This is a genomic window from Pseudomonas sp. 478 (assembly GCF_003254125.1).
In the GTDB taxonomy this organism is placed as follows: domain Bacteria; phylum Pseudomonadota; class Gammaproteobacteria; order Pseudomonadales; family Pseudomonadaceae; genus Aquipseudomonas.
The window spans coordinates 324,838-350,312 of sequence record NZ_QKZG01000007.1; the positions used below are offsets into that span (position 1 = coordinate 324,838).

Annotated in this window: 25 protein-coding genes and 1 riboswitch; of the genes, 7 read left to right on the forward strand and 18 right to left on the reverse strand. The window is 60.5% G+C overall.

Going from position 1 to position 25,475, the window contains the following annotated elements:
• Positions 1-91 precede the first annotated feature (91 nt).
• On the reverse strand, positions 92-403 hold the full coding sequence (locus DFS28_RS17040; RefSeq protein ID WP_008148700.1) for a cupin domain-containing protein: 312 nt from the start codon (positions 401-403) through the stop codon (positions 92-94).
• Between the two features lie 42 nt (positions 404-445).
• Positions 446-1,639 carry an MFS transporter gene (locus DFS28_RS17045; protein ID WP_111450721.1) on the reverse strand — a complete coding sequence of 398 codons (1,194 nt, stop codon included), beginning with the start codon at positions 1,637-1,639 and terminating at the stop codon, positions 446-448.
• 92 nt (positions 1,640-1,731) lie between these two features.
• Here DFS28_RS17045 and DFS28_RS17050 point away from each other — a divergent pair, with 92 nt between their 5' ends.
• Positions 1,732-2,271 carry a TetR/AcrR family transcriptional regulator gene (locus tag DFS28_RS17050; RefSeq protein ID WP_111450722.1) on the forward strand — a complete coding sequence of 180 codons (540 nt, stop codon included), beginning with the start codon at positions 1,732-1,734 and terminating at the stop codon, positions 2,269-2,271.
• A gap of 232 nt (positions 2,272-2,503) precedes the next feature.
• Positions 2,504-5,974, forward strand: a complete 3,471-nt coding sequence (locus DFS28_RS17055; protein ID WP_111450723.1) for a PAS domain-containing hybrid sensor histidine kinase/response regulator — start codon at positions 2,504-2,506, stop codon at positions 5,972-5,974.
• Positions 5,975-6,034: 60 nt separating this feature from the next.
• Here the strand turns inward: DFS28_RS17055 and rmuC are convergent, their stop codons facing one another.
• Entirely contained in the window at positions 6,035-7,399 is a 1,365-nt protein-coding gene (gene rmuC / locus DFS28_RS17060; RefSeq protein WP_165934047.1) for a DNA recombination protein RmuC, read from the reverse strand.
• Positions 7,400-7,574: 175 nt separating this feature from the next.
• A complete protein-coding gene (locus DFS28_RS17065) occupies positions 7,575-7,898 on the reverse strand; it encodes a sel1 repeat family protein (protein WP_111450725.1) in 324 nt (107 codons plus the stop codon).
• A 997-nt stretch (positions 7,899-8,895) separates the two neighbouring features.
• Between DFS28_RS17065 and DFS28_RS17075 the strand changes: the two genes are divergently transcribed.
• From DFS28_RS17075 to DFS28_RS17085, 3 genes are all read left to right on the forward strand, one after another.
• Positions 8,896-9,120 carry a hypothetical protein gene (locus DFS28_RS17075; RefSeq protein ID WP_007898912.1) on the forward strand — a complete coding sequence of 75 codons (225 nt, stop codon included), beginning with the start codon at positions 8,896-8,898 and terminating at the stop codon, positions 9,118-9,120.
• Positions 9,121-9,398: 278 nt separating this feature from the next.
• Positions 9,399-9,881: a hypothetical protein gene (locus tag DFS28_RS17080; protein WP_111450726.1), complete on the forward strand. Its 483-nt coding sequence runs from the start codon at positions 9,399-9,401 to the stop codon at positions 9,879-9,881.
• A 145-nt stretch (positions 9,882-10,026) separates the two neighbouring features.
• The gene (locus DFS28_RS17085) at positions 10,027-11,313 is read left to right on the forward strand and encodes an OmpP1/FadL family transporter (protein WP_111450727.1); all 1,287 of its coding nucleotides are present in this window, start codon (positions 10,027-10,029) and stop codon (positions 11,311-11,313) included.
• A gap of 88 nt (positions 11,314-11,401) precedes the next feature.
• Here the strand turns inward: DFS28_RS17085 and DFS28_RS17090 are convergent, their stop codons facing one another.
• From DFS28_RS17090 to cobO, 14 genes are all read right to left on the reverse strand, one after another.
• Positions 11,402-11,953 (reverse strand): glutathione peroxidase, encoded by a 552-nt coding sequence (locus DFS28_RS17090; protein WP_111450728.1) that lies wholly within the window; start codon positions 11,951-11,953, stop codon positions 11,402-11,404.
• Between the two features lie 55 nt (positions 11,954-12,008).
• Positions 12,009-12,131 (reverse strand): hypothetical protein, encoded by a 123-nt coding sequence (locus DFS28_RS30890; protein WP_007977581.1) that lies wholly within the window; start codon positions 12,129-12,131, stop codon positions 12,009-12,011.
• On the reverse strand, positions 12,128-13,336 hold the full coding sequence (locus tag DFS28_RS17095) for an MFS transporter (protein ID WP_111450729.1): 1,209 nt from the start codon (positions 13,334-13,336) through the stop codon (positions 12,128-12,130). The genes DFS28_RS30890 and DFS28_RS17095 overlap by 4 nt, the downstream gene beginning before the upstream one ends.
• A 52-nt stretch (positions 13,337-13,388) precedes the next feature.
• Positions 13,389-13,793, reverse strand: a complete 405-nt coding sequence (locus DFS28_RS17100) for a MarR family winged helix-turn-helix transcriptional regulator (protein ID WP_033055842.1) — start codon at positions 13,791-13,793, stop codon at positions 13,389-13,391.
• Between the two features lie 204 nt (positions 13,794-13,997).
• On the reverse strand, positions 13,998-14,729 hold the full coding sequence (locus tag DFS28_RS17105; RefSeq protein WP_111450730.1) for an adenosylcobinamide-GDP ribazoletransferase: 732 nt from the start codon (positions 14,727-14,729) through the stop codon (positions 13,998-14,000).
• A 2-nt stretch (positions 14,730-14,731) separates the two neighbouring features.
• On the reverse strand, positions 14,732-15,307 hold the full coding sequence (gene cobC, locus DFS28_RS17110; RefSeq protein WP_111450731.1) for an alpha-ribazole phosphatase family protein: 576 nt from the start codon (positions 15,305-15,307) through the stop codon (positions 14,732-14,734).
• Positions 15,304-16,359: a nicotinate-nucleotide--dimethylbenzimidazole phosphoribosyltransferase gene (gene cobT / locus DFS28_RS17115; RefSeq protein ID WP_111450732.1), complete on the reverse strand. Its 1,056-nt coding sequence runs from the start codon at positions 16,357-16,359 to the stop codon at positions 15,304-15,306. Before cobT ends, cobC begins: the two co-directional genes overlap by 4 nt.
• Positions 16,356-16,877, reverse strand: a complete 522-nt coding sequence (cobU, locus tag DFS28_RS17120) for a bifunctional adenosylcobinamide kinase/adenosylcobinamide-phosphate guanylyltransferase (protein ID WP_111450733.1) — start codon at positions 16,875-16,877, stop codon at positions 16,356-16,358. Before cobU ends, cobT begins: the two co-directional genes overlap by 4 nt.
• A 136-nt stretch (positions 16,878-17,013) precedes the next feature.
• Positions 17,014-18,474: a cobyric acid synthase gene (locus tag DFS28_RS17125; RefSeq protein ID WP_111450771.1), complete on the reverse strand. Its 1,461-nt coding sequence runs from the start codon at positions 18,472-18,474 to the stop codon at positions 17,014-17,016.
• Positions 18,475-18,482: 8 nt separating this feature from the next.
• Positions 18,483-19,475 (reverse strand): threonine-phosphate decarboxylase CobD, encoded by a 993-nt coding sequence (gene cobD, locus DFS28_RS17130; protein ID WP_111450734.1) that lies wholly within the window; start codon positions 19,473-19,475, stop codon positions 18,483-18,485.
• Complete coding sequence (cbiB, locus tag DFS28_RS17135; protein ID WP_111450735.1) at positions 19,468-20,376, reverse strand: adenosylcobinamide-phosphate synthase CbiB; 909 nt, start codon at positions 20,374-20,376, stop codon at positions 19,468-19,470. Before cbiB ends, cobD begins: the two co-directional genes overlap by 8 nt.
• Positions 20,373-21,023 (reverse strand): 5,6-dimethylbenzimidazole synthase, encoded by a 651-nt coding sequence (gene bluB / locus DFS28_RS17140; RefSeq protein WP_111450736.1) that lies wholly within the window; start codon positions 21,021-21,023, stop codon positions 20,373-20,375. Before bluB ends, cbiB begins: the two co-directional genes overlap by 4 nt.
• Positions 21,020-22,420 carry a cobyrinate a,c-diamide synthase gene (locus DFS28_RS17145; RefSeq protein WP_111450737.1) on the reverse strand — a complete coding sequence of 467 codons (1,401 nt, stop codon included), beginning with the start codon at positions 22,418-22,420 and terminating at the stop codon, positions 21,020-21,022. The genes bluB and DFS28_RS17145 overlap by 4 nt, the downstream gene beginning before the upstream one ends.
• 10 nt (positions 22,421-22,430) lie before the next feature.
• Positions 22,431-23,042, reverse strand: coding sequence for a cob(I)yrinic acid a,c-diamide adenosyltransferase (gene cobO, locus DFS28_RS17150; RefSeq protein WP_046048017.1), 612 nt, complete (start codon positions 23,040-23,042; stop codon positions 22,431-22,433).
• Positions 23,043-23,122: 80 nt separating this feature from the next.
• Positions 23,123-23,353, reverse strand: a riboswitch (cobalamin riboswitch).
• Positions 23,354-23,507: 154 nt separating this feature from the next.
• Between cobO and DFS28_RS17155 the strand changes: the two genes are divergently transcribed.
• Both DFS28_RS17155 and DFS28_RS17160 read left to right on the forward strand, forming a co-directional pair.
• Complete coding sequence (locus DFS28_RS17155) at positions 23,508-24,092, forward strand: hypothetical protein (RefSeq protein WP_111450738.1); 585 nt, start codon at positions 23,508-23,510, stop codon at positions 24,090-24,092.
• Positions 24,093-24,161: 69 nt separating this feature from the next.
• Positions 24,162-25,475 carry a sorbosone dehydrogenase family protein gene (locus tag DFS28_RS17160; RefSeq protein ID WP_111450739.1) on the forward strand — a complete coding sequence of 438 codons (1,314 nt, stop codon included), beginning with the start codon at positions 24,162-24,164 and terminating at the stop codon, positions 25,473-25,475.

The window sequence follows — 25,475 nt, forward strand, 5'->3', positions numbered from 1 at the left end:
CTCTGTTGAGGTGGAGCCCATGGTAGATCCGAATCGAATATCGATATAACGTGTAATATCTCTAACTGTTATCTGTTTTACAGATATAGCGTCAGACGCTGCCTTCAGTTTCGATCACCAGGATTCTTGCCGCACCCTGCGGATGGGCTACGTGTTCGGTTCCGACGTCGGCATAGAAGATATCGCCTACGCCCAACTCCACTTCTTTCTCCTGACCTGCTTCGCGATAGCGCATCTGCACAACGCCATCCAATACCACGAACACTTCTTGCCCATCATTGATGTGCCATTTATAGGGCTGATCGGTCCAGTGCAAACGCGTGGTGATGCCATTCATGTTGGCGATGTCCAAAGCGCCCCAGGCACGGTCAGCGGTGAAGGATTTGCTGCGGATGATTTTCATGCGTCGGTCCGTCGAAAGGCAGGGCGGAGCCAAGGCTAACGGTCATCGAACATCGACGCCACAGACTTTCATGGACTGCTGACGCATCAACGCGAACAAAGCGCCGACCGAGAGCGTAATCAGCACCGCACCGTAACCATCGGTGGTGGCCACCAGCCCGAAGGTCCGGGTCAAGTTCCCGGCAAGCAACGACGGCAAGCAGAACGCCAGATAACTGAGCACGTAGTAAGCCGACATCAACCCTGCCCGTTCATGGGGTAAGGCCAGCGGCACGACGCTGCGCAATGCACCGAGGAAACCGGCGCCGAAACCGCATCCGGCCACCAGTGTCCCGACGAAAAACAGTGGCAGGCTGGCGCTGTGCACCGCCAGCAGAATCAGCGCGACACCGGCGGGCAGCAGACTGCCGCCCAAGCGCAAGACCTTGTCGGCCGGCCGATCGCGCAGGGTGTAGATCATCAACGCGCCGGTCACCGTCAACACGGCCACCGTCGCACCGCCAATCAGATTTGAGGTCGATCCGGTGGCCGTGCGCACCAGAGACGGCGCCAGCGAAGCGTAAAAACCACCGAGCGCCCACACCGAGATGTTGATCGGCAGCACCAGCCACAACGCACGTCGCGCCTGGATCGGCACATGCAGTGTCGGGCGCAACGAAGCCCAGGCTCCCGGTTGGGGGCTGACGCTTTCCGGTAAACGCCAGACGTACAGCGCTTGCATCACAAATAGAGCGAACAGCACCCAATAGGTCAACTGCAACGGCAGGGGTGCAAACTCAGCCAACAAGCCGCAGCCCATCGCGCCCGCCGCCATGCCCAGCAACGGCGCCACACTGTTGACCAGCGGCCCTTGCTGACGATCGGTGTCCAACAGCGCCGCACTCAGTACGGCAGTGGCCATCCCCGTAGCAAAACCTTGAAGCACTCTTGCACTGATCAACCAGGCGACACTGTCTGCATTGATAAACAGTAGCATCGCCAGCATGTTCAACATCACAGCAGTGAAGATCACCGGTTTGCGCCCCAGGTAATCCGAGAGCGAACCGACCGTGAGCAATGCCGCCAGCAAGCTGATCGCGTACACGCCGAAAATCAGGGTCAGGGTCGCTGCCGAGAATTGCAGGTGTTCCTGGTACAGGTGATACAACGGCGTCGGCGCCGTGGACGCCGCAAGAAAACTGAGTAAGGTGATCGCCAGGAACCAGAGGCTTGAACGATTAGACGTTGAACTGGACATTGAGCATACTCCGCAAAAGCTAACTTTTTGCTTTTGCGGAGTGTGCTACTGACCAACGCTTAAAGCAAATTCTTTGTGTTAAGGTCCGATGCATGGCTATTAAAGAAGGTTTACGCCCGGGTGGCCGCAGCGCCCGGGTGCAAGAGTCGGTTCACTCGGCAGTCCGCGATCTCCTCGAAGAGCAGGACCGCACCACTGTGACCGTCCCGCAAATCGCCGCGCGCGCCGGCGTCACGCCGTCGACCATCTACCGGCGCTGGGGCGATTTGTCGGTGTTGTTGGCGGACGTCGCCCTCGCCCGCATGCGCCCCGAGAGCGAGCCGGCCAATACCGGCAGCCTGCGCGGTGACGTGCGCGCCTGGGCCGAGCAGTATCTGGACGAAATGAGTTCCGAACCCGGCCGCAACATGTTGCGCGACGTGCAATGCAGCACCACGCCGGCCCTTTGCGCGACAATCATTGGCGGGCAGTTGCAGACGATTCTGGATCGTTACCCCGATCAGCCGAAGCCGAACGTTGATCGGCTGATCAACCTGGTGGCGGCGCCGACGGTGTTTCGCATCCTGTTCTCGGCAGCGCCGCTGGAGGTTGAGGAGTTGCATCGGTTGATCGAGATTGCGCTGAATCAGTAAGGCCGCCTTCGCGAGCAAGCCCGCTCCCACAGGGGATTTGTGAACGACACAGATCCAATGTGGGAGCGGGCTTGCTCGCGAAGGGGCCGGAAAAAACACCCAAGATCCAACTGGCACACCGCCTGCGACACCCCGCCACGCCGCGACCTTGGTCGACACTGACTAACCCCTGCCATCGTGCGAGACTGTCTGTCCGGGCGGGAGTCCCGGGTGTCTTTTGTCTGGAGTTCCCATGTCGCTGTCCAGCGGGCTGATCGCCGCCGTCGCCCTGGCCTATATGGCCATCATGTTCGCCATCGCCTTCTACGGCGACCGTCGCAGCACACCGTTGCCGCCGCGAGTGCGCGCCTGGGTGTATAGCCTGTCGCTGGCCGTCTATTGCACCAGCTGGACCTTCTTTGGCGCCGTGGGCCAGGCCGCCGAACAACTCTGGTCGTTCCTGCCGATCTACCTCGGGCCGATTCTGCTGCTGGTGTGCGCGCCGTGGGTCCTGCAAAAAATGGTGATGATCAGCAAGCAGGAAAACATTACCTCCATTGCCGACTTCATCGCCGCGCGTTATGGCAAATCCCAGTCGCTGGCGGTGGTGGTGGCGCTGATCTGCCTGGTCGGCGTGTTGCCCTACATCGCGCTGCAACTCAAGGGCATCGTGCTCGGGGTGAACTTGCTGATCGGCGCCGGTGCCGACGCCATGGGCACACGCGCCCAGGACACGGCATTGATCGTGTCGCTGGTGCTGGCGCTGTTCACCATCGTCTTCGGCACCCGCAACCTCGACGCCACGGAACACCACCGCGGCATGGTGCTGGCGATTGCGTTCGAATCCCTGGTCAAGTTATTTGCCTTTCTCGCGGTCGGCGCGTTCGTGACCTACGGCCTGTACGACGGTTTCGACGACCTGTTCGACCAGGCCATGCTCGCCCCGCGCCTCGAAGAGTATTGGAAGGAAACCATCAACTGGCCGTCGATGGTGGTGCAGACCGGCGTGGCAATGATGGCAATCATCTGCCTGCCCCGGCAGTTCCATGTGACCGTGGTGGAAAACATCGACCCCCAGGATCTGCGCCTGGCCAAATGGGTGTTTCCAGCCTATCTGGCGCTGGCAGCGCTGTTCGTCGTTCCTATCGCCCTCGCCGGTCAGATGCTGCTGCCGAGTTCGGTGCTGCCGGACTCTTTTGTCATCAGCCTGCCGCTGGCTCAAGCCCATCCTGCCCTGGCGATGCTGGCGTTTATCGGTGGCGCCTCGGCGGCGACCGGCATGGTGATTGTCGCCAGCGTGGCGTTGTCGACCATGGTCTCCAACGACATGCTGTTGCCATGGCTGCTGCGGCGCAACAACGCCGAGCGGCCGTTCGAAGTGTTCCGCCAGTGGATGCTCTCGGTGCGCCGAGTAAGCATTGTGGTGATTCTGCTGCTGGCCTACGTCAGTTATCGCCTGCTCGGCTCGACGGCGAGCCTGGCGACCATCGGTCAGATCGCCTTCGCCGCCGTGACCCAACTGGCCCCGGCCATGCTCGGCGCGTTGTACTGGAAACAGGCCAATCGTCGCGGGGTGTTCGCCGGTCTCGCCGCTGGGACATTCCTGTGGTTCTACACCTTGATCCTGCCGATTGCCGCCAACAGCCTCGGTTTGTCCTTGAGCAGCTTCCCGGGGCTGGCCTGGCTGCACAGCAACCCGCTGAACTTGCCGCTCACCCCGCTGACCCAAGGCGTGATGTTGTCGCTGGCGGCCAACTTCACGCTGTTCGCCTGGGTGTCGGTGCTGTCGCGCACGAGGGTTTCGGAACATTGGCAGGCGGGTCGCTTCATCGGTCAGGAAATCAGCGCCCGCCCCAGCGCCCGTTCGATGCTGTCGGTGCAGATCGACGATTTGTTGCAGCTGGCCGCACGCTTCGTCGGCGAAGAACGCGCCCGTCAGAGTTTTATCCGCTTCGCCTACCGTCAGGGCAAAGGCTTCAACCCGAACCAGAATGCCGACGGTGAATGGATCGCCCATACCGAACGTTTGCTGGCCGGTGTGCTCGGTGCTTCTTCGACCCGTGCGGTGGTAAAAGCCGCCATCGAAGGTAGGGAAATGCAACTCGAGGACGTCGTCCGAATCGCCGACGAAGCCTCGGAAGTACTGCAATTCAACCGCGCACTGCTGCAAGGCGCGATCGAGAACATCACCCAAGGCATCAGTGTGGTCGACCAGTCGCTGAAACTGGTGGCCTGGAACCGGCGCTATCTGGAGCTGTTCAACTACCCGGATGGACTGATCAGGCTTGGCCGGCCGATTGCCGACATCATTCGCTACAACGCCGAGCGCGGCCTGTGCGGTCCCGGCGAAGCCGAAGTGCACGTCGCACGGCGCTTGCACTGGATGCGTCAGGGACGCGCCCACACCTCTGAAAGACTTTTTCCCAATGGCCGTGTGATCGAGCTGATCGGCAACCCGATGCCAGGCGGCGGTTTCGTCATGAGTTTCACCGACATCACCGCGTTCCGCGAGGCTGAGCAAGCGCTGACCGAAGCCAACGAGGGCCTGGAGCGACGGGTCACCGAGCGGACCCACGAACTGTCGCAACTCAACCTCGCTTTGACCGAAGCCAAGGGCACCGCGGAATCGGCCAACCAGTCGAAAACCCGTTTCCTGGCGGCGGTCAGCCACGACTTGATGCAACCGTTGAACGCGGCGCGACTGTTCTCGGCCGCCCTTTCCCACCAGGATGATGGCCTCTCCGCTGAGGCGCAGAAACTCGTCCATCATCTGGACACTTCACTGCGCTCGGCCGAGGACTTGATCAGCGACCTGCTGGACATTTCCCGCCTGGAAAACGGCAAGATCAACCCTGATCCCAAACCGTTCGTGCTCAATGAGATGTTCGACGTCCTCGGTGCCGAGTTCAAGGCGCTGGCCCTCGACCAAGGACTGAAATTCCGCGTCAGGGGCAGTGCGTTGCGCGTCGACAGCGACATCAAACTGTTGCGACGAATCCTGCAGAACTTCCTGACCAATGCCTTCCGCTACGCCAAAGGGCCAGTGCTGCTAGGGGTTCGTCGACGCAAGGGCGAGCTGTGTCTGGAAGTCTGGGACCGTGGTCCGGGCATTCCGTTGGATAAACAGCAGGTCATTTTCGAAGAGTTCAAACGCCTCGACAGCCACCAGACGCGGGCTGAGAAAGGCCTGGGACTGGGCCTGGCGATCGCCGACGGGTTGTGTCGCGTGCTCGGTCATACCTTGCGCGTACGCTCCTGGCCGGGGCGCGGCAGCGTGTTCAGCGTCAGCGTGCCGTTGGCTCGGGCGCAAACCGCGATCCCGACCAAGGTCGCCGAGCTCAATGGCAAATTGCTGAGCGGCTCGCAGGTACTGTGCATCGACAACGAAGACAGCATCCTGATCGGCATGAACAGCTTGCTCACGCGCTGGGGTTGTCAGGTCTGGACCGCGCGCAACCGCGATGAATGCGCGGCACTGCTCAGCGACGGGATGCGACCGCAATTGGCGCTGGTGGATTACCATCTGGACGATGGCGAGACCGGGACCGAACTGATGGCATGGCTGCGAACCCGATTGGGTGAGCCAGTGCCAGGGGTAGTGATCAGCGCCGATGGGCGACCGGAGACGGTGGCCCAGGTGCATGCGGCGGGCCTGGATTACCTGGCTAAACCGGTGAAACCGGCGGCGTTGCGGGCGTTGCTGAGTCGGCATTTGCCGTTGTAGTGCGGCAGGTTTGAGTCTTGTGGTGGTGCAACTGCCGACTTGCTCGCGAAGCTTTTCGGCTTACTCCGGCAATTCGGCCAACCCATCCACATCCGTCATCGCCCGTTCCAGCAAGTCTGCCGGCAGGCTCTTGCTCGCCCGTGCGCCAAGCAACTTGAGCTGCTCGGCGCGGCTGACCAGATTGCCCCGTCCTTCTGTCAGCTTATTGCGCGCCGAGCTGTAGGCTTTATCCAGTTGTTGTAAGCGATTGCCGACTTCATCCAGATCCTGGATGAACAACACGAACTTGTCGTACAGCCACCCGGCCCGCTCGGCGATTTCCCGGGCGTTTTGGCTCTGGCGCTCCTGCTTCCACAGGCTGTCGATGACGCGCAGGGTCGCCAGCAAAGTGGTCGGGCTGACGATCACGATGTTGCGATCGAAGGCCTCCTGAAACAGCGTCGGCTCAGCCTGCAATGCGGCGGAAAACGCCGCTTCGATCGGTACGAAGAGCAGGACGAAATCCAGGCTGTGCAAACCGTCGAGACGCTTGTAATCCTTGCCGGCCAGCCCTTTGACGTGAGTGCGCAGAGACAGCACGTGCTGCTTGATGGCGATCTGGCCGATGGCATCGTCTTCGGCCGCGACGTATTGCTGATAGGCCGTGAGGCTGACCTTGGAGTCGACCACCACCTGTTTGTCGCCCGGCAGATAAATGATCACGTCCGGCTGGAAACGCTCACCGTCCGGCCCCTTGAGGTTGACCTGGGTCTGGTACTCGCGCCCCTTCTCCAGGCCCGCGTGTTCAAGCACTCGCTCAAGAATCAGCTCGCCCCAGTTACCTTGGGTTTTCTGGCCTTTCAAGGCGCGGGTCAGGTTGGTGGCTTCGTCGCTCAGGCGCAGGTTCAGCTGTTGCAGCCGCTCCAGTTCCTTGGCCAGGGAAAAACGTTCGCGGGCTTCTGCCTGATAACTTTCTTCGACGCGTTTTTCGAAGGACTGGATGCGTTCCTTCAACGGATCGAGCAACTGACCGAGACGTTGTTGGCTGGATTCGGCAAAGCGCTGCTCGCGCTCGTCGAAGATCTTGCCGGCCAGCTCCGCGAACTGCGCTCGCAGCTCGTCTCGCGAGCCCTGCAGGTCGTTGAGGCGCTGCTGATGGCTTTCCTGCTGCTCACGCAGCTCGGCGTTGAGTGAAGCGGCCTGGGCGTCCAGACGGCGCAACTCAGCCTCCTTGCCGGCGCGTTCCAGATTCCAGGCGTGGGCGGCGTCGCGTGCGTCGTCACGTTCGATCTGCAGCAGTTCGACTTCACGGCGTAGGGCGGCCAGGTCTGCCTGTTTGGCGGCGTTGGCCTGGCCCAGATCACCTATTTCATCGCGACAGGCTTCGAGTTGCGCGTTCAATCCATCCTGAGCCAGAAGGGCCATGGCCAGACGCTCTTCCAGCAGTGCAACCTCTGACTGCGTGGTGCTCGCTCGCCGCTGAAGTTGCCAGGCCAGTACCAGTAACGGCAGCGCAGCGCCCGCCAGACCGAGCAATGCGCTGGTCAAGTCCATAGCCATAGCCACTCCTGCCAATGAAATAAAGCTTGAAGGTTAACCAAGGCGTCAGGTCTTGGACAGCTCAGTCTTCGATCAGACCCAGTTCTTGCTGGGCGCGCCGATCCCCTGCCCGCGCGGCCGAACGCAGAAGGTCCTGACCGATACGGCGATCCCGGGCATTCCCGCATTCACGGCACATCAGCTGACCGAGACGGCTTTGCGCGGCCACGACCCCTTCACGGGCTGGCTGCTTGAGCAATCGTCCGGCGAAGTGTTTGACGTTGGGGTTTTCGCCCAGGCGCGGGCTGTCCAGCAGCCACTCGGCCACCCGCATCGAAAAGCGCTTGGGCGAGGTAATACTGGGAGGTGTGGAGGTTGTAGAGACTGATACTGAGCGAAACTTCATAAAGCACTGTGGGGCAGATCGGAAGGCGCGCCACTCTACTCTTTTTTTCTTACAGGTAAAGTCTAAAAAAACCCGGCACGCCCGTCCTAGAGCAAGCGCTCGGGACAATCCACAGAAGCTGTGGATAACTCAGTGGACAACCGCCCTTGAACTCTCGCAAAGCCGTATGGAATGGGGCCCGCAGTCAAACTGACGATTTTTTCACCAGTAAAAAAAAGCGATGTTTTTCATTGACTTAAATTTTGGTTACAGGCACCCACTGCGTTTGAAGGGATGATGACAGCGGCGTGACACCCTGCGTGACTTATGTGCACAAGTCCCTTCGAGGCAGTTATATCGATGCGCCGTTTCGGCGCATTTTTTGCCTGACATGGCGATAAACCTTGGCAAACCCGTGATCCAGGCAGGTGTTGGCCCGATGAGCTGTGACTACCAATGGTCGGAATTTGTGCTAATACAGGGCAAGTCTACGGGTCATGGCTTTTTCCGAGCGCCAATCCGGACCTTGAATGAGGGCGTTCTCAGAACTATTTTGCTAACACACTTCCCTTCAGCAGTTCAATCCGTTAGTATCCGCGGCGTTAGTACCAAGCTGAAAGTCAATTCTGGTCGAACACATCCCCCCGGTCAGCCTTCCCAAAGGAAGCCTCCACCGACAAAGCGGGATCGACCACCTCGATGGTTTCCAGGTAAACCTTGCGTCAACACAGCCTTTGAATCGAAAGCAAAGGGTGTTGCGAAGCTCACTTACTCTGACCGAACCAACCTGCAAATTGATCAGGATCTTCACCCTGGGCCCAGAACCTTTGCCCTTGATGTGTTGCCTGCCCTCCTAAGTACCTACCTGCCAGCCCAAGCGCGCCAATTTATCAGCGCTTCAAACTGGCTGCTTTGTTCCAGTCGGGTTCTTCGTTCGACCAATGGTGGTCGTCGTCACTGGAACGTTTTAACTTTGCACGGTTCTTATCCGTGTCGCTTGTAGGAACACCCAATGACTATGTCTACTCAAATCCACACCCAGGATGCCATTCGCACCCTAACCAACGCTTTTGCACCAATGAACTGCCTGATCATGGCCGCTCGCAAAGGCTGCTTCAGCTTCACTCTGGTCAACGAACACGGCATCGCTCGTCACAGCGAACGCCTGTACCCCGATCAATACTCCAGCGCCGAGCCGCTGCAGGCCGTGATCGAGCGTACTCGTCAGGCACTGGTTGCCTGATACGCCAGAAAGACTGAAAACCTCAAAAGCCTCGCTTTAAAAAAGCGGGGCTTTTTATTGCCTGAAATTTCTCTTTTCGCCGCTGCCGCCTAAGCACAAACCGATATAACGGTTATAACTCGCAGCCGGAAATATTTTAAAAACAGGCCTTTACGACGCGAATATGACACTACACTTCAACTCAAGCGGCTTCAGCCGCTTCCGGCGAGCCTGATTCGATTCACCCGCTGCCAAGGCCTCTTCAGGTATCGCCGACCATTTCATGTTTCGAGGGTTTTATGGGTATCGCTGCCAGCGAACTGTGCCGTTATGTGATCCGCCCGACATTGATTTACCTCGGGTGCCATAGCGCAACTGCCGAATCCTTGCTGCTGGGTGTCGCCGCCAGCCAGTCAGCCCTTGGAACGGCCCTGCATGACCGCCGCGGGCACGGTTTGTACCGAATCGCCGAACTCCGCCACCAGGCACTTTGGGACCACTACCTGGCACTTGACCCGGAACGCGCGAGCCTGGTTCGCGGCCTGGCCAGCCAACATGCGTTCCTGAGTGGTCCGCACCTCGAATTGACCGTCAACCTGCGTTACGCCACAGCCATCGCCTGGCTGCTGGTAGAAGAACAGAACACCCCCCTCCCCGAAGCAGACGACCTACTGGGAATGGCCCGCATCTGGCGCCAGACCTTCCAGCCTCAAGGACGCCTGAGAGACTTCACCTGCGCCTGGCAAACCTGTGTTTCACCGCTGAATCAGGTCGCCTGCTGATCTGCTGTTTCCACAAGATCGCGAAACGGCAGCGATTTTGGTCGGATTGTCCTACAAAACCGCTCTAAATCAAGCGATACAGCCTATAGCGCTGGGACGAAAATGTTGGTAATTTTCGCCCCGGTGATCACCAGGAGTTCTAATAATGAAAAAAGTAATGCTCAAAACCACCCTTAGCCTCGCCGTTACCTTGGCATCCACCCAGATCTTCGCAAGTGGCTTTGCCCTTAACGAACAAAGCATCAGCGGGATGGGGACAGGTTTTGCGGGGCGCTCTTCATCTGCCGATGATGCAAGTACAGTTTTTGGCAACCCTGCCGGTATGGCCCGCCTCAAAGGCCAGCAAATCACTGGCGGTTTCGCAGCGATCGACGCCTCGACCGATATCAGCGATACCAGCGGCCGTTCAAGCGGAACCAACAAAGGCGATATGGTTCCGCTCACTTCAGTACCGATGGGTTTCTATACCAATAAAATCAACGATGAATGGGCTTTTGGTTTGGGCGTCTACGCTCCGTTCGGGCTGATCACCGACTACGAAAGCGGCTTTCAGGGCCGCGCTTTCGGCAGCAAGAGCGAAGTCAAAATCATCACTCTGCAGCCAACCGTCAGCTACGCTTTCAACGATAAAGTTTCGATCGGTTTTGGCCCTACCATCAACCGGATTTCCGGCACCCTGGAATCGGACATTGCTCTCCCTGTCCCCCGGACTGGTGATAACAATGTGGAGATCAAGGGCGACGATACGGCCTTGGGCTTTAACGCTGGCGTCCTGGTGCAAGCCACCGACACCACTCGCGTGGGCCTGACCTATCACTCGAAAGTGAACTACAAGCTCGACGGCCACACCGATGTATCTACCGGCGCTGGTGTGCCACCTCAGCTGCTCAAATCCAACCGTTACGATGCCTCGCTGAAGATCGAAACACCTGAGTCCTATGACCTTTCCGTGACTCAAGATATAAATGATGCCTGGAAGCTCTATGCCGGTGCTACCTGGACTCGTTGGAGCCGCCTGAAAGACATCACGGTCAACAACGAAGGCGTAACCGCACTTAACGGTGGTGCCCTCGCCCCACGAATCGTGGGTACCATCAAGGAAGACCAGAACTGGCATGACACCTGGGCCTACGCCGTGGGTACTTCCTACCAGTTGAACAAGCAGTGGGTGCTGCGTACCGGTCTCTCCTTTGACCAGTCGCCCACCAACAACACTGATCGTTCGCCACGCATTCCTACCGGCGACCGGACCATCTTCAGTGTCGGTGCGGGCTTCAACCCAACCGACGACTGGACCATTGATGTGGCTTACTCTTACCTCAAGGAAGAATCTGTCACTGTCAACCGCGCTAACGCTTTGGGTCAGTCCTACAACGCCAAATACGAAAACAGTGCGAACGGTTTCGGTGTTGGCGCGACCTACCGCTTCTGATGATTCACGGCGAACCTGAACCGCTCGCCGCCTGAATTGAAAAAGCCCCGCTCTCTTGTACAGAGGCGGGGCTTTTTGATGGACTCGATCAGGGTTGCGAGGCCAGGGCTTTCTCCACCGCGGCGATGAACTCGGGATCGTCAGGCTTGGTCAGGCTGGAGAAATTGGCGATCACCTGGCCCTTGCGATCGACCACGTACTTGTAGAAGTTCCACTTCGGCGCGGTGCTCTGCCTGGCGATGATCTTGAACAAGTGCGTCGCATCATTACCGCGGACTTTCTGCGGTTCAGTCATGGTGAACGTCACGCCGTAGTTCACGTAGCAGACCTTGGCAGTCTCTTCGCCATCCTTGGACTCTTGCTTGAAGTCATTGGACGGAACGCCGATCACCTCCAGCCCTTGATCCTTGTATCGCTGATTCAGCGCCTCAAGGCCTTTGAACTGCGGGGCGAAACCACAGAAGCTCGCGGTATTGACCACCACCAGCGGTTTGCCGGCGAAGCGCTGGCACAGGTCGATGGATTCCTTGGCGCGCAGCTTGGGCAACGAGCCTTGCAAAAGCTCCGGGCATTCGGCCGCTTGAGCCAATCCACTAAACGCTACCAGTAACGCGGGAACTGCGAGCCAGCGCATCAGCATGTGGGGGCATCCTCGAGAAGTCGTCCAAACCGAAGTTACTCGCCCTCACATCCTGCTAGCAAGCACCCATGCCCAGTTGCATCAACGCCAGCCCGCCCTGGTGCCACCCCCACCACGACAGGGCCAGCAGCAAGGCGCAGACAGCGGCGACAGCGATCCGCGGCCAGAGACTGTTCATATCGCACTCATCTGTGTTTGCAGGCGCGCCACCGGCCGCTCACGCACCGGCCAGTTCAGGGCGGCGGCCAACAGGCTCAAGAGAATCGCCACTTGCCAGATCAAGTCATAGCTCCCGGTTCGGTCATACACCACCCCGCCCAACCAGCCACCGAGGAACGATCCGAGCTGGTGAAACAGGAAAACAATCCCACCGAGCATGGACAGATTTCGCACACCGAACAAGGTCGCGACGGTGCCGTTGGTCAAGGGTACCGTCGACAGCCACAGGAAGCCCATCGCCATGCCAAACAGGTATGCAGTGGTCGTCGTGACGGGCGCCCACAGGAACAACCCGATCACCACTGCCCGCAGCAGATACAGGCCAGTAAGCAAACGTGGCTTGGACATCCGTCCGCCGAGCCAGCCCGCCGTGTAGGTCCCGAAAATATTGAACAGCCCGATCAACGCCAGCACCGTGGTGCCGACGCTCGCCGGGAGGTGCTGATCCACCAGATAAGCCGGCAAATGCACACCGATGAATACCACCTGAAAACCGCAGACAAAAAAGCCGAACGCCAGCAGCCAGAAGCCCGAATGGGAACAGGCCTCGTGCAATGCTTCGGACAGCGTTTGCTCATGACCGAACACCGGCAGCGGCTTGTCCTTGAGCATGCTCACCAGCGGCACAATCAGCGCCACCAACAGGCCCAACACCAGCAATGCCGCGGACCAGCCGAGCCAGCCGATCAACCCCAGCGTGCCGGGCAACATGGCGAACTGGCCGAAAGAGCCGGCAGCGCTGGCGATGCCCATGCCCATGCTGCGTTTCTCTGGCGGCACTGCGCGGCCGACCACGCCGAGGATCACCGAGAACGAGGTACCGGACAGACCGATGCCGATCAACAGGCCGGCACTCAGTGACAAGGTCATGGCCGAATCCGACAGGCCCATGAACACCAGGCCCAATGCATACAAGACACCGCCGACCAACACCACTTTTGCGGCGCCAAAGCGATCGGCCAGCGCGCCGGTGAAGGGCTGAGCCAGGCCCCAGATCAGGTTCTGCAAGGCAATGGCGAAGGCAAACGTCTCACGCCCCCAACCGAACTCGGCACTCATCGGCGCCAGAAACAGCCCGAAGCCATGTCTTATACCCAAGGACAACGCAAGAATCAGCGCACTCCCCAACAATACCCAACCACACGTACGCCACATCGATGTCATTCTTGTTCTCCGGTAGCGGGTATATACCCGCTTAAGATCGGAAAAACCGGCATCACGCCAGTTCGTCCAGCAGTCGCAGCAAGGTTTCGCGTTTCTCGGCACCCAAGCGGTCAATCAACCGCTGTTGCGCCGCTTCCCACGCGGGCAAGGCCGCTTTCAGGCGTTCAACACCGGCCTCGGTGAGCATGACGATGCGGTTACGCATGTCTTCGCCCTCGACCAGCATCAGCAGGCCTTCGCCTTCCAGCACCCGCAGATTGCGCCCCAAGGTGCTGCGATCCAGGCCCATGGCCTCGGCCAACGTGGAAATACTCGGTTTATCCAGACGCTGCAGATTACACAGCAGAGAATACTGGGCGACGTTGATCCCGAAGCCGTCGAGAGCGCCGTCGTAATGCCTGCTGACGCCACGGGCGGCGCGACGCAGGTTGATGCATAAACATTGGGAGTCGAGCATGGTGCGTGTATATACCCGCTGTTGTGTTAAATCAAGTTTCAGAGGGATTTTAACCAGAGACTGGAAGTGTCTGGCAGGTCGCCTTCGCGAGCAGGCTCGCTCCCACAAGGGATCGGCGTTGTACACAAATTCTATATTCACTGGAGATCAAAATGTGGGAGCGAGCCTGCTCGCGAAGAGGCCAGCACATTCGCTATATAAGTATCAGGCCAATGCCAACCCCACCAGCACCGCAACCTCCAGCAATTCCAGCAACGCCCCCGCCGTATCGCCCGTCGTGCCGCCCAATCGGCGCAGCATCACTTGGCGCAGCCAGGCAAACACCAACGCCGCCAGCACCACTGCCAATACGCCGCTGAGACCGGCAATCAAAACGCAAGCCAACGCACTCACCGCCAACACCTGCGTGCCCGCCAACCGTGGCAGATGATCGGCCAGCGCTTGCCCCAAGCCACCGGCGCGCACATAAGGCGTGGTCAGGAACACCCCCAACATCGCGCTGCGCCCGATAATCGGGACGATGATCAGGACAACGGCGTGTTGCTGCTCGATCAATGCCAGCAACGCGGCGAATTTGAGCAGCAACACTAATACCAACGTCACGACCGCAATCGGCCCGCTGCGCGGGTCCTTCATGATCGTCAACGTGCGCTCGCGGTCGCCGAACCCACCGAGCCATGCATCGGCGCTGTCGGCCAGGCCATCCAGGTGCAAAGCACCGCTGAGCAAGACCCAAACCGTCAGCAACAGCGCGGCGTGAAGCAACAACGGGGTGCCGAGCAGCAGCCAGTTGAACGCCCACAAAATCCCGCCGAACAGCAGGCCGACCAACGGATAAAACAGCAGCGACCGCCCCAACTCCTGTGGTTCCGGCATGCCCGGCAGACGAATCGGCAGACTGCTCAAAAATTGCAGGGCGATCCAGAACGGCAACATGGTCAGAGCGCTTCCTTTAACAACAGGCCGGATTCGACCGTCAGCGAAAACAACGCGCCATGCCCGACTTCGACGTTGAGCAACTGCTCACGAGGCAATCCCCGCGCCTGAGCCAGCAACAAGCGCATGACCCCGCCGTGACTGATCAGCAACACCCGCTCGCCTGCATAGGTAGCCTGCAAGCGCTCAACAGCTGCCAACACCCGCGTCGAAAAATCCACCACCGGCTCACCCTGAGGCGGCGTAAACGAATAAGGGTCGGCCCAGAATAATCCCAACGCCTCGGCATCGGTTTCCATCAACGCGGCGGCGCTCTGCCCTTCCCAGGCGCCGAAGTGCAGCTCCTGGAGCTCTTTATCCAACTGCACCGGCAAACTCAGCTGTGCACCGAGTTCTTCGGCGAACCGCGCACAGCGCTGCAGTGGCGAGCTGACCAAACGATCCCAAGGCCCCTGCTCGACCACCGCCGCGCGCATCTGCGCCCAGCCCTTGTCGGTCAGCGCATCGTCGAGGCTGCCGCGCAAACCGCCACCAAGTTCGGTTTCGCCGTGGCGCAACAGGTCCAGGCGCAAGGTCATGCCGGACGGTCCGCCACGGCGGCCTCGGCGAAGGTCGCCATCTGCCCGTGAAGGTCGCACGCCAGACGCAGCAACGGCACGGCCAACGCCGCACCACTGCCCTCGCCCAGACGCAGGCCGAGGTCCAGCAGCGGTTCGGCGTTCAGGGTTTCCAGTACATGACGATGACCCGGCTCGGCGCCGCGATGGCCGAACAACAGCCACTGACGGCATTCAGGATTCAAGCGCACTGCCACCAACGCCGCGACGCTACAAATGAAACCGTCCACCAGCACTGCGACGCCTTCCTGGGCACACGCCAGATACGCGCCGACCAGGGCCGCGATCTCAAAACCGCCAAGGTTGAACAGGGTTTGCAGCGCATCACCACGCTGAGCGCTGTGCAACGCCAAAGCGCGTTCGATCACCTGCGCTTTATGGCTGACACCCGCCGCATTCAAACCCGTGCCCGGCCCGGCCAGATGCACCACCGGGCAATCGAGCAAGGCACACGCCAACGCACTGGCCGCGGTGGTGTTGCCGATGCCCATCTCGCCACCGATAAACAACTGCGCACCCGCCGCGATGGCGCGCTGCACGCTGTCGCGACCGGCCTGCAAAGCGAGTTCGCCTTGAGCCGGCGTCATTGCCGGACCTTCGACAAAATTCGCCGTGCCCGGGCCGATATTCATATGACGCACACCCGGCAAATTCAACGACGGCGTCACCGTGCCGAGGTCGACGACTTCCAGGGAGGCCCCGAGTTGCCGCGCCAACACGCTGATCGCCGCCCCACCGCTGACGAAGTTGAGCAACATCTGCCCGGTGACTTCCTGGGGAAATGCCGACACCCCTTCAGCGACCACGCCATGGTCACCGGCAAAAATCGCGATCCACAGCTGATCCAGACTCGGCTTGACCTGCCCCTGCAGCCCGGCCAATTGCACGGCCACCGACTCAAGGCGACCGAGGGAGCCGGCCGGTTTGGTCAGCTGCTGTTGACGGGCCTGCGCCTGCTCGACCGCTTGAGCATCGATCGGTTTGCACGGGTTCAGCCACCAGGATTGAGTCATAACGCAGTTCCTTTCAAAGTCAGGGGCAGGCCGGCAACGGTCAGGACGACTCGCTGACAGCGCTCGGCCAAGGCTTGATGCAGCCAACCGGCTTCATCGACATAGCGGCGAGTCAATTCGCCCAGCGGCACGACACCCATTCCGGTCTCGTTGCTGACAAAAATGATTTCACCCGGCAACGACGCCAGGCAGTCCAGCAGCGCATCACGCTCGGCCGACAGACGCTCGGCGTCATCGAGCATCAGCAAGTTGGTCATCCACAACGTCAGGCAATCCACCAGCAGGCAACGTTCGACACTGGCGGTTTCGCGCAGGATGCGGGCGAGCTCCACCGGCTCTTCGATCAACGCCCATTCGGCTGGACGACGGGCGCGGTGATGGGCCACCCGCTCGTTCATTTCACCGTCGAGGGGTTGGCTGGTGGCGATGTAGGTCACTGCCAGACCGCTGTCGGAGGCAAGTTTTTCAGCCAGGCGGCTTTTGCCGGAGCGCGCGCCGCCGAGGATCAGTTGCAGCATGTTCATAACCTTCTAATTGGCGGTGTGGCGACATAAGTCTTCGCGAGCAAGTCGAATCGTCGCACCGCCGCTCCCACATTGGAATGCGATCACCTGTGGGAGCGGGCTTGCTCGCGAAGAGGCCAGCACGGTCACCCTAAAACCCACAGAGCTCACGCAACAGTCGGGTATCCAGATGCTTCTCCACCAGATCCGCCAGCCGCTCGATATCGCGCTCACGCAACGCGTGATAATCCACGTCCTGCACCGCCTGCAAACCGGCCCAGCGCAACAGCGCACTGCACGCCGCGGGCGATTCAAACAGGCCATGCAGATAGGTGCCGAAAATCTGCCCGTCCACGCTCTGCGCACCGTCGCAGCGACCGTCGTCCAGTTGCACGGCGGCGTTTTCCAGCGCTGGCCCGGTGGTCACGCCAGCATGAATTTCATAACCGCTGACCGGCGCGTCTTCGAGCGTCAGACGCCCGCGCACATTGCGCAATTGCTTCTCTTCTTCGAGCCGGGTTTCGAACGCCAGCAAGCCCAAACCGGCGCTGGAACCCGGTGCGCCTTCGAGGCCCAACGGGTCGTGTACCTGGTCGCCGAGCATTTGCAGACCACCGCAAATCCCCAGCACTTTGCCGCCATAACGCAGATGACGACTGATCGCAGTGTCCCAGCCATTGGCCCGCAGATACGCGAGGTCGCTGCGCACGCTTTTCGAGCCGGGGAGAATAATCAGGTCCGCCGGTGGAATCGCCTGACCGGGGCCGACAAATTGCAGATCCACCTGCGGATGCAGGCGCAGCGGATCGAAATCGGTGTGGTTGCTGATGCGCGGCAGCACCGGCACCACCACTTTCAGCACCTGATCGGCCTTGTCGGTCTGACGCTGGTCGATGCCGTCCTCGGCTTCCAGGTGCAAGTCCATCACGTAAGGCAGAACGCCGATCACCGGTTTGCCGGTGCGCGCTTCCAGCCAGTCGAGACCCGGTTGCAGCAAAGCGATATCGCCGCGAAATCGATTGATGATGAAGCCTTTGACCCGTGCCTGCTCGCTGGGCGATAGCAGTTCCAGCGTGCCCACCAGATGCGCGAAAACCCCGCCGCGATTAATGTCGGCGATCAGCACCACCGGACAATCCACGGCCTCGGCAAAGCCCATGTTGGCGATGTCGCCGGCACGCAGATTGATCTCGGCCGGCGAGCCCGCGCCTTCGACCATGACCACGGGATAAGCCGCGCTCAGCCGTTCATGAGAAGCCAGCACTGCTTGCATGGCGATGGCTTTGTAGTCGTGATACGCGACTGCGTTCATCGTCGTGACCGCGCGGCCATGGATGATCACTTGAGCGCCGGTGTCGCTATTGGGTTTGAGCAGCACCGGGTTCATGTCGGTGTGCGGCTCAAGGTTGGCGGCCTGAGCCTGCACCGCTTGCGCACGACCGATCTCACCACCGTCGGCGGTCACGGCACTGTTGAGCGCCATGTTCTGTGGCTTGAACGGCACGACGCTGACGCCCTGACGCGTGACCCAGCGGCACAACGCCGTTACCAGCGTGCTTTTGCCGGCGTCGGAAGTGGTGCCCTGCACCATCAAAGTCGCGCCCTGCGCCATCAACGTAGTCATTGGTTTTCCCTAGCGTAGGCTTCGAACGCTTGCGCGAGACGTGTCCAGTCGGCTTCATCGGCGGGCAAGCCGAAGCGCAGGCTGCTGTTGTGCGTGAACAACCGCAGCAGAATGCCGCGCCGGGCCATGAATTCATGCAAGGCTTCGGCGCGCTCGGTGATCAGCCATTGAAACAACGCGCAGCCGCCCTGTGGTTTGAAACCGTGCTGTTCCAGCAGCAGCGCCAGACGCTCGCTGGCCTCTTCAGTGCGAACCCGCTGCCGGGCATGCCCTTCGGTATCCAGCAGACAGGCCTGGCCCAGTACCCGCGTCGGCCCGCTGACCGCCCATGGTCCCACTTGCTCGGCCAGCAACTTGAGTAACTTGCGCTCGGCCAGCGCGAAACCCAGGCGCACACCGGCCAGGCCGAAAAACTTGCCGAAGGAACGCAGCACGATCAACCCGACCTGATTGGCAAAAGGTGCCAGGCTCAGCTGCGGCGTGTTGTCCATGAAGGCCTCGTCCACCACCAGCCAGCCACCGCGCTGGGCCAGCCGCGAGTGCCAGTCGAGCAGGCGACTCGGTGTCAGGCTCAGGCCGGTAGGATTGTTCGGGTTGACCACCACCAGCACGTCGAGGCTGTCGAGATAGAAATCGACTTCCTGCTCAAGCACTTCACGCACGATGTAGCCATTACGGCGCCACGCTTCGGCGTGTTCGGCGTAACACGGCGAGAGCACGCCGACCTTGCCCGCCCGGCGCAAACGCGGCAGCAACTGGATCGCCATTTGCGAACCGGCCACCGGCAGCACCTGAGCGGCGCCGTAATAATCACAGGCCGCCTGCTCCAGACCGTCATCGGTTTCCGGTAAACGCGCCCAGGCCCGCAACGGAATCTGCGGGACCGGAAATGGCCAGGGCGCGAGGCCGCTGGACAGGTCAAGCCAATCAGCTTCGGCGATGCCGTATTCGAGCGCCGCCTTGCGTAACCGACCACCGTGCTCAAGCATAGAATTCAGCCCCCACGCAGAGGATCAGCAACCATAACCATACCCCGCGATGGACCAATTGCCAGCCGCGGTCGATGGAGTCGGCGTCCGCCGGTTCGCCTTCGCCCAATTGCGCACGCTGATGCAGTTCGCCGTGATAAATCGCCGCCCCACCCAACTCGACACCGAGCGCTCCGGCACCGGCCGCCATCACTGGACCGGCATTCGGGCTGTCCCAGGTCGGGCCCTGGGTGCGCCAGCATTTCAGCGCCAAGCGGGTTTTGCCCAGCAGCGCGTAGGTCAGCGCCACCAGGCGTGCAGGAATATAGTTGAGGACATCGTCGATCTTTGCAGCCGCCCAGCCGAAACGCTCGAAGCGTTCATTGCGGTAGCCCCACATCGCATCCAGCGTGTTGCTCAAACGGTAGAGCACCACGCCAGGCGCGCCAGCCACGGCAAACCAGAACAGCGCAGCGAATACCGCATCGCTGCCGTTCTCCAGCACCGATTCGGTGGCGGCGCGGGCGACTTCGGTTTTATCCAGTTCGCTGGTCTGGCGGCTGACCAGATAACTGACACGTTTGCGCGCCTCGTCCAGATCATCACTGCGCAGCGCCTTAGCCACTGGCTCGACGTGTTCACCGAGGCTGCGCATGCCGAGGGCGCAATAGAGCACGAGAATTTCGACGATCCAGCCGACATAAGGCGCCCAGGAAAACGCCGTGGCCAGCAGGGTCAGCGGTAACACCGCGATCACCCAGGCAGTGACGCCATGACTGCGCCAGCCGCGACCTTCACCGTTGAAACGTTGCTCGATGCGGTCGGCAAAACGGCCGAACGCCACCAGCGGATGCCAGCGTTTGGGTTCACCCAGCAGCGCATCCAGCGCAACCGCGGCGACACTCAACAACGCCACACTCATTGACTCACTCCCCAATAATTTTCATACAGCAGCTCACTGAGCGGACGCGCCTGCGCCCAGCCTTCGAGTACCAGCATCGGCGCCGGATAGAATTCCTTGACCGGCCCCAGGCAAAGAACGGCCAAGGGCTTGGCTCCGGCGGGCAAACCCAGCAAGTCCGCCAGTGCTTGCGGCTCGAACAGCGAGACCCAGCCCATGCCCAATCCTTCAGCGCGGGAGGCCAGCCAGAGGTTCTGAATCGCGCAGGATAGCGAGGCCATGTCCATTTCAGGCAAGGTGCGACGGCCGAAGATATGACGCTCACGGTCGTCCATCAACGCGGCGACCAGCACCTCGGCGCAGTCGTTGATGCCTTCGACTTTCAGCTTCATGAATTCGTCGGTGCGCTCGCCGAGGGCTTCGGCGGTGCGGATGCGTTCTTCTTCCACCAGTGACTGGATCTTGCCGCGCAGGGCTCGATCGCTGATGCGGATGAACCGCCAGGGCTGCATCAGGCCGACACTCGGCGCCTGATGCGCGGCTTCGAGCAGGCGCCGCAGCAACTCGGGCTCGACCGTGCCACCGCTGAAATGACGCATGTCGCGGCGTTCGCCGATGGCTCGGTAGACCGCTTCGCGTTCGGCTTGGCTGAATGCATTGTCAGTCATGGCCTCTTCGCGAGCAAGCCCGCTCCCACAGTGGACCGCGTTTCTTCAGGCAAACCACTTTCCAATGTGGGAGTGAGCCTGCTCGCGATGGCGTCCTTATGGTCAGGCACAAACAGCGCGGCTACAGCAGTGGGATTGGACGGAAAATAGAAATGTACATAAGAAGCTGTCATCCGCCCCTCACGATAAACCGCCTCCGCCCCACGCCCACCGTTAGGACTCAGGCCACGAGCAATCGGCTCAAGTTCTGTGCTGGTCAACGAATGGTGATACGTGTGCCCGCGCAACAAACCTTCCGGCAACTCGACTGCCTGCAACGCCAACGCGGCCAGACGCTTTTGCATCACCGCATCCCCCGCCAGCAAGCCGACCAGTTCAGCACGAGTGCCCTCGACATCGGTCAACGAATCGAGCAGATACAGCATGCCGCCGCACTCGGCCAACAACGGTTTACCCGCCGCATGGTGAGCGCGGATTGCGGCCAGCATCGTGGTGTTCTGTGACAGCGCTACATGGTGCAATTCGGGATAACCGCCCGGCAGATAGAGGCTGTCTGCTTCCGGTAACGCGGTGTCTCGGATCGGCGAGAAAAACGACAACTCGGCGCCCATGGCTCGCAGCAAGTCCAGGCTTGCACCGTAGGTGAAGGCAAACGCTTCGTCACGGGCCACGGCGATACGCACGCCGGCCAGCAACGGTTCTGCAGCGATCACATCAGGCGCGGCGAATTCCACCGCCGGTGGCAGCGCGACCTCGCAACTGCTGGCCAGTGCGTCAGCTGCTGCATCGAGACGCAGGTCAAGATCGTTCAACTCACTGGCCTGAACCAGCCCGAGATGCCGACTCGGCAATTCGATCCCGGTTTCCCGGGACAAGGCACCGTACCAGCGCAAGCCTTCAGTGAGGCTGCCTTCCAGTAATTGCGCGTGACGCAGGGTGCCGACGCGGTTGGCCAGCACACCGGCAAACGGCAAGTCCGGCTGATACTTCGCCAGCCCCAACGCCAATGCGCCAAAGGTCTGGGCCATGGCAGTGCCGTCGATCACACCGAGCACCGGCACACCGAAGTGCCGCGCCAGATCAGCGCTGGACGGCGTACCGTCGAACAGCCCCATGACGCCTTCGATGAGGATCAGATCGGCTTCGCCGGCCGCTTCCCACAACAGTCGACGACTTTCCTGCTCGCCGACCATCCACATGTCCAGTTGATACACCGGCGCACCGCTGGCGCGCTCGAGAATCATCGGGTCAAGAAAGTCCGGGCCGCATTTGAACACGCGCACTTTGCGCCCCTGATTGCGATGCAAACGGGCCAGCGCGGCGGTGACGGTGGTCTTGCCCTGACCGGAGGCCGGTGCGGCAATCAATACCGCCGGGCATTGACGATGGCTATTCATAAAGTGCAGCTCACAACTCGACGCCTTTTTGCGCTTTGATCCCGGCCTGGAACGCGTGCTTGATCACGCCCATTTCGGTGACGGTGTCGGCCAGTTCGATCATCTCCGGCTTGGCGCCGCGACCGGTTACCACGACGTGCTGCATCGGCGGACGGGCCTGCAAGTCGCTGAGCACCTGATCGAGATCCAGATAGCCGTGCTTGAGCGCAATGTTCAATTCATCCAGCACCACCAGACCGATCGACGGATCACGCAACAATTCGCGGGACACCGCCCATGCGGCTTCAGCGGCGGCGATGTCACGCTGGCGATCCTGGGTTTCCCAGGTGAAGCCCTCGCCCATCACATGAAAACGCACCTGTTCCGGAAAGCGCCGGAAGAACAGTTCTTCGCCGGTGCTGCTGCGCCCCTTGATGAACTGCACCACGCCACACTGCATGCCGTGGCCCATGGACCGGGCGAGCATGCCGAAGGCCGAGCTGCTTTTGCCTTTGCCGTTGCCGGTCAGCACCAGCAGCAGGCCGCATTCATTCGGGGAATTGGCGATGCGTTCGTCGATCACGGCTTTTTTGCGCAGCATGCGCGCCAGATGACGTTCGTCACGATCGGGGGTATCAGTCATGGGGGAGCTCTCCGTTGAGGCTGGATAACGGCGGGCAGGCACAAGAATAGACGGCAAGAAGCCTGGCATCGCCCACCGTGATGCCGCTGGATGGATCAGGCCGGTCTCCGGGCTCATGAGCGGCGCTGGCCTGACTGCGCGCCTTCCCATGTCGACGACACAGTGGCTCAAGGCGCAGTTTTCACTCATTTACCGTTGCGGGGGCAGCGCCGGGATCATGGCTCTTCGTCGCTTGAAGAGAATCACTCACCGGCTTCCCTGTTTCACTCTGTCGACCAAGGTCACAGAGCACCTGAAACAAGCCGGGAAGGTTAGAGGGTTGGGGATGGAGCGTCAATTGAAGACGGGCAGCCTGCGAGCGAATAACTGCCGCCGATCAATTATCTGACGCCAATCTTGTGCCACACTCTCAGCGGTGATATCAAAGAGCCACAATCTCACAACACAATAACAAGGGTGAGCCACATGCAAGGCATGATCATCAGCAATCCGAAGCTGGAATTCCTGCGCCCGGTGCTGGAACGCTGGTTTGACTGTATCGACCGCTACAACGCCGTGCGCGGCGATAACGACACGCCTTACTGGTTCGACGAAAAAGCCAATCTGAGCCTGCTGTCCGCCGCGGCCTGGATGGCGGAAATGGTCACGTTGCAACAAACACCGACCCGTAAACAGGTCGAAGAAGGCGAACGCAATGGCCGCGCCGATCTGTTTATCGCGACCAGCGAAGAACGCGCTTACCTTCAGGCGACGCAACGCTGGCCACGCGTCAACAGCCTGAACCTGACTCAAGCATTGCAGGACATCACCAGCGAGGCCAAACGCATCAGCTACGCCAGCGACCTGAAACTCGGCTGCCTGTTCGTTGCGCCGCAAAAAGCCCAACAAAGCGCCACCCCGGAAGAACTCCAGGACATGGTCGACGACCTGCAAAAAGAACACACCTGCGCCGTGGCCTGGTACTTCCCCTATGCCTATCGCAAGTTGCGCAACGAAGCCGGCAACTATCACCCCGGCATAGCCATGCTGTTCAAGGAAGCCCGCGGCTGACCGGTTGAACCATCGCACACCTGCTCTTCTCTATTGATTAGGTCAATGCATTCATTAGGGAAGATCAGCATGCGCAAACCCCCGCTCGCTCTCGTCATCATGCTCGCCGGAGGGCTTGCAGCCTGTGGTGAAACCGCCAGGCTGCAAGTCTCCGACGGCACCGGCCCATCGCCCAAGCTGCCAGAACCGAATAAGACCCTGGTCCCGACGGTGAACATCGCCCCGGCGATTGGCTGGCCGGACGGTGCGAAACCCATCGCCGCGACAGGCACTCAGGTGGCGGCATTTGCCGAAGGTCTCGATCACCCGCGTTGGCTTTACGTGCTGCCCAACGGCGACGTATTGGTCGCCGAAACCAACGCACCACCCAAACCCGATGACGGCAAAGGTATTCGTGGCTGGGTCATGGGCAAAGTCATGGGCCGTGCCGGCGCTGCCGTACCGAGCCCGAACCGCATCACGCTGCTGCGGGACAAGGACCAGGACGGCATCGCCGAAACCCGCACGGTGTTCCTGGAAAACCTCAATTCACCCTTTGGCATGACCCTGGTCGGCAATGACCTGTACGTCGCCGACACGGACCGCTTGCTGCGCTTCCACTATGAAAACGGCGAGACGGCAATCAAGTCGCAGCCGATGAAGGTGATCGACCTGCCGGGCGGCACGCTGAATCACCACTGGACCAAAAACGTCATCGCCAGCAAGGACGGCAGCAAGCTGTACGTCACCGTGGGCTCGAACAGCAACGTCGGTGAAAACGGCATGGATCAGGAGGAAGGTCGCGCGGCAATCTGGGAAGTGGATCGCGCCACCGGCAACCATCGAATCTTCGCCTCAGGGATTCGCAATCCAAACGGGCTGGCCTGGGAACCCCGGAGCGGCGCATTGTGGACGGCGGTCAACGAGCGCGACGAAATCGGCAGCGATCTGGTGCCGGATTACATCACGTCAGTGAAGGACGGCGGGTTCTACGGCTGGCCTTACAGTTATTACGGTCAGCACGTCGACGTTCGCGTCGAGCCGCAAAACCCCGGTCTGGTGGCCAAGGCCATTGCGCCGGACTACGCGGTCGGCCCGCATACCGCCTCGTTGGGTCTGACGTTTGCTGAAGGCAACAGACTGCCAGCACAATTCAAGGAAGGGGCATTCATCGGCCAGCACGGCTCATGGAACCGTAAACCGCACAGTGGCTACAAAGTGATTTTCGGACCGTTCAGCTCAGGGAAACCGAGCGGGCCGCCGGTGGATGTGCTCACCGGCTTCCTCAACAACGAGGAAAAAGCCATGGGCCGGCCGGTGGGCGTGGTGATTGATCAGCAGGGTGATTTGTTGGTGGCGGATGACGTGGGCAACAAGGTGTGGCGCGTGTCGGCGGTTAAATAG

Coding starts and splice junctions, on each gene's coding strand:
- DFS28_RS17040 (WP_008148700.1), bottom strand. CDS start 403: ATGAAAATCATCCGCAGCAAATCCTTCACCGCTGACCGTGCCTGGGGC.
- DFS28_RS17045 (WP_111450721.1), bottom strand. CDS start 1,639: ATGTCCAGTTCAACGTCTAATCGTTCAAGCCTCTGGTTCCTGGCGATC.
- DFS28_RS17050 (WP_111450722.1), top strand. CDS start 1,732: ATGGCTATTAAAGAAGGTTTACGCCCGGGTGGCCGCAGCGCCCGGGTG.
- DFS28_RS17055 (WP_111450723.1), top strand. CDS start 2,504: ATGTCGCTGTCCAGCGGGCTGATCGCCGCCGTCGCCCTGGCCTATATG.
- DFS28_RS17065 (WP_111450725.1), bottom strand. CDS start 7,898: ATGAAGTTTCGCTCAGTATCAGTCTCTACAACCTCCACACCTCCCAGT.
- DFS28_RS17075 (WP_007898912.1), top strand. CDS start 8,896: ATGTCTACTCAAATCCACACCCAGGATGCCATTCGCACCCTAACCAAC.
- DFS28_RS17080 (WP_111450726.1), top strand. CDS start 9,399: ATGGGTATCGCTGCCAGCGAACTGTGCCGTTATGTGATCCGCCCGACA.
- DFS28_RS17085 (WP_111450727.1), top strand. CDS start 10,027: ATGAAAAAAGTAATGCTCAAAACCACCCTTAGCCTCGCCGTTACCTTG.
- DFS28_RS17090 (WP_111450728.1), bottom strand. CDS start 11,953: ATGCTGATGCGCTGGCTCGCAGTTCCCGCGTTACTGGTAGCGTTTAGT.
- DFS28_RS30890 (WP_007977581.1), bottom strand. CDS start 12,131: ATGAACAGTCTCTGGCCGCGGATCGCTGTCGCCGCTGTCTGCGCCTTG.
- DFS28_RS17095 (WP_111450729.1), bottom strand. CDS start 13,336: ATGACATCGATGTGGCGTACGTGTGGTTGGGTATTGTTGGGGAGTGCG.
- DFS28_RS17100 (WP_033055842.1), bottom strand. CDS start 13,793: ATGCTCGACTCCCAATGTTTATGCATCAACCTGCGTCGCGCCGCCCGT.
- DFS28_RS17105 (WP_111450730.1), bottom strand. CDS start 14,729: ATGTTGCCGTTCTGGATCGCCCTGCAATTTTTGAGCAGTCTGCCGATT.
- cobC (WP_111450731.1), bottom strand. CDS start 15,307: ATGACCTTGCGCCTGGACCTGTTGCGCCACGGCGAAACCGAACTTGGT.
- cobT (WP_111450732.1), bottom strand. CDS start 16,359: ATGACTCAATCCTGGTGGCTGAACCCGTGCAAACCGATCGATGCTCAA.
- cobU (WP_111450733.1), bottom strand. CDS start 16,877: ATGCTGCAACTGATCCTCGGCGGCGCGCGCTCCGGCAAAAGCCGCCTG.
- DFS28_RS17125 (WP_111450771.1), bottom strand. CDS start 18,474: ATGGCGCAGGGCGCGACTTTGATGGTGCAGGGCACCACTTCCGACGCC.
- cobD (WP_111450734.1), bottom strand. CDS start 19,475: ATGCTTGAGCACGGTGGTCGGTTACGCAAGGCGGCGCTCGAATACGGC.
- cbiB (WP_111450735.1), bottom strand. CDS start 20,376: ATGAGTGTGGCGTTGTTGAGTGTCGCCGCGGTTGCGCTGGATGCGCTG.
- bluB (WP_111450736.1), bottom strand. CDS start 21,023: ATGACTGACAATGCATTCAGCCAAGCCGAACGCGAAGCGGTCTACCGA.
- DFS28_RS17145 (WP_111450737.1), bottom strand. CDS start 22,420: ATGAATAGCCATCGTCAATGCCCGGCGGTATTGATTGCCGCACCGGCC.
- cobO (WP_046048017.1), bottom strand. CDS start 23,042: ATGACTGATACCCCCGATCGTGACGAACGTCATCTGGCGCGCATGCTG.
- DFS28_RS17155 (WP_111450738.1), top strand. CDS start 23,508: ATGCAAGGCATGATCATCAGCAATCCGAAGCTGGAATTCCTGCGCCCG.
- DFS28_RS17160 (WP_111450739.1), top strand. CDS start 24,162: ATGCGCAAACCCCCGCTCGCTCTCGTCATCATGCTCGCCGGAGGGCTT.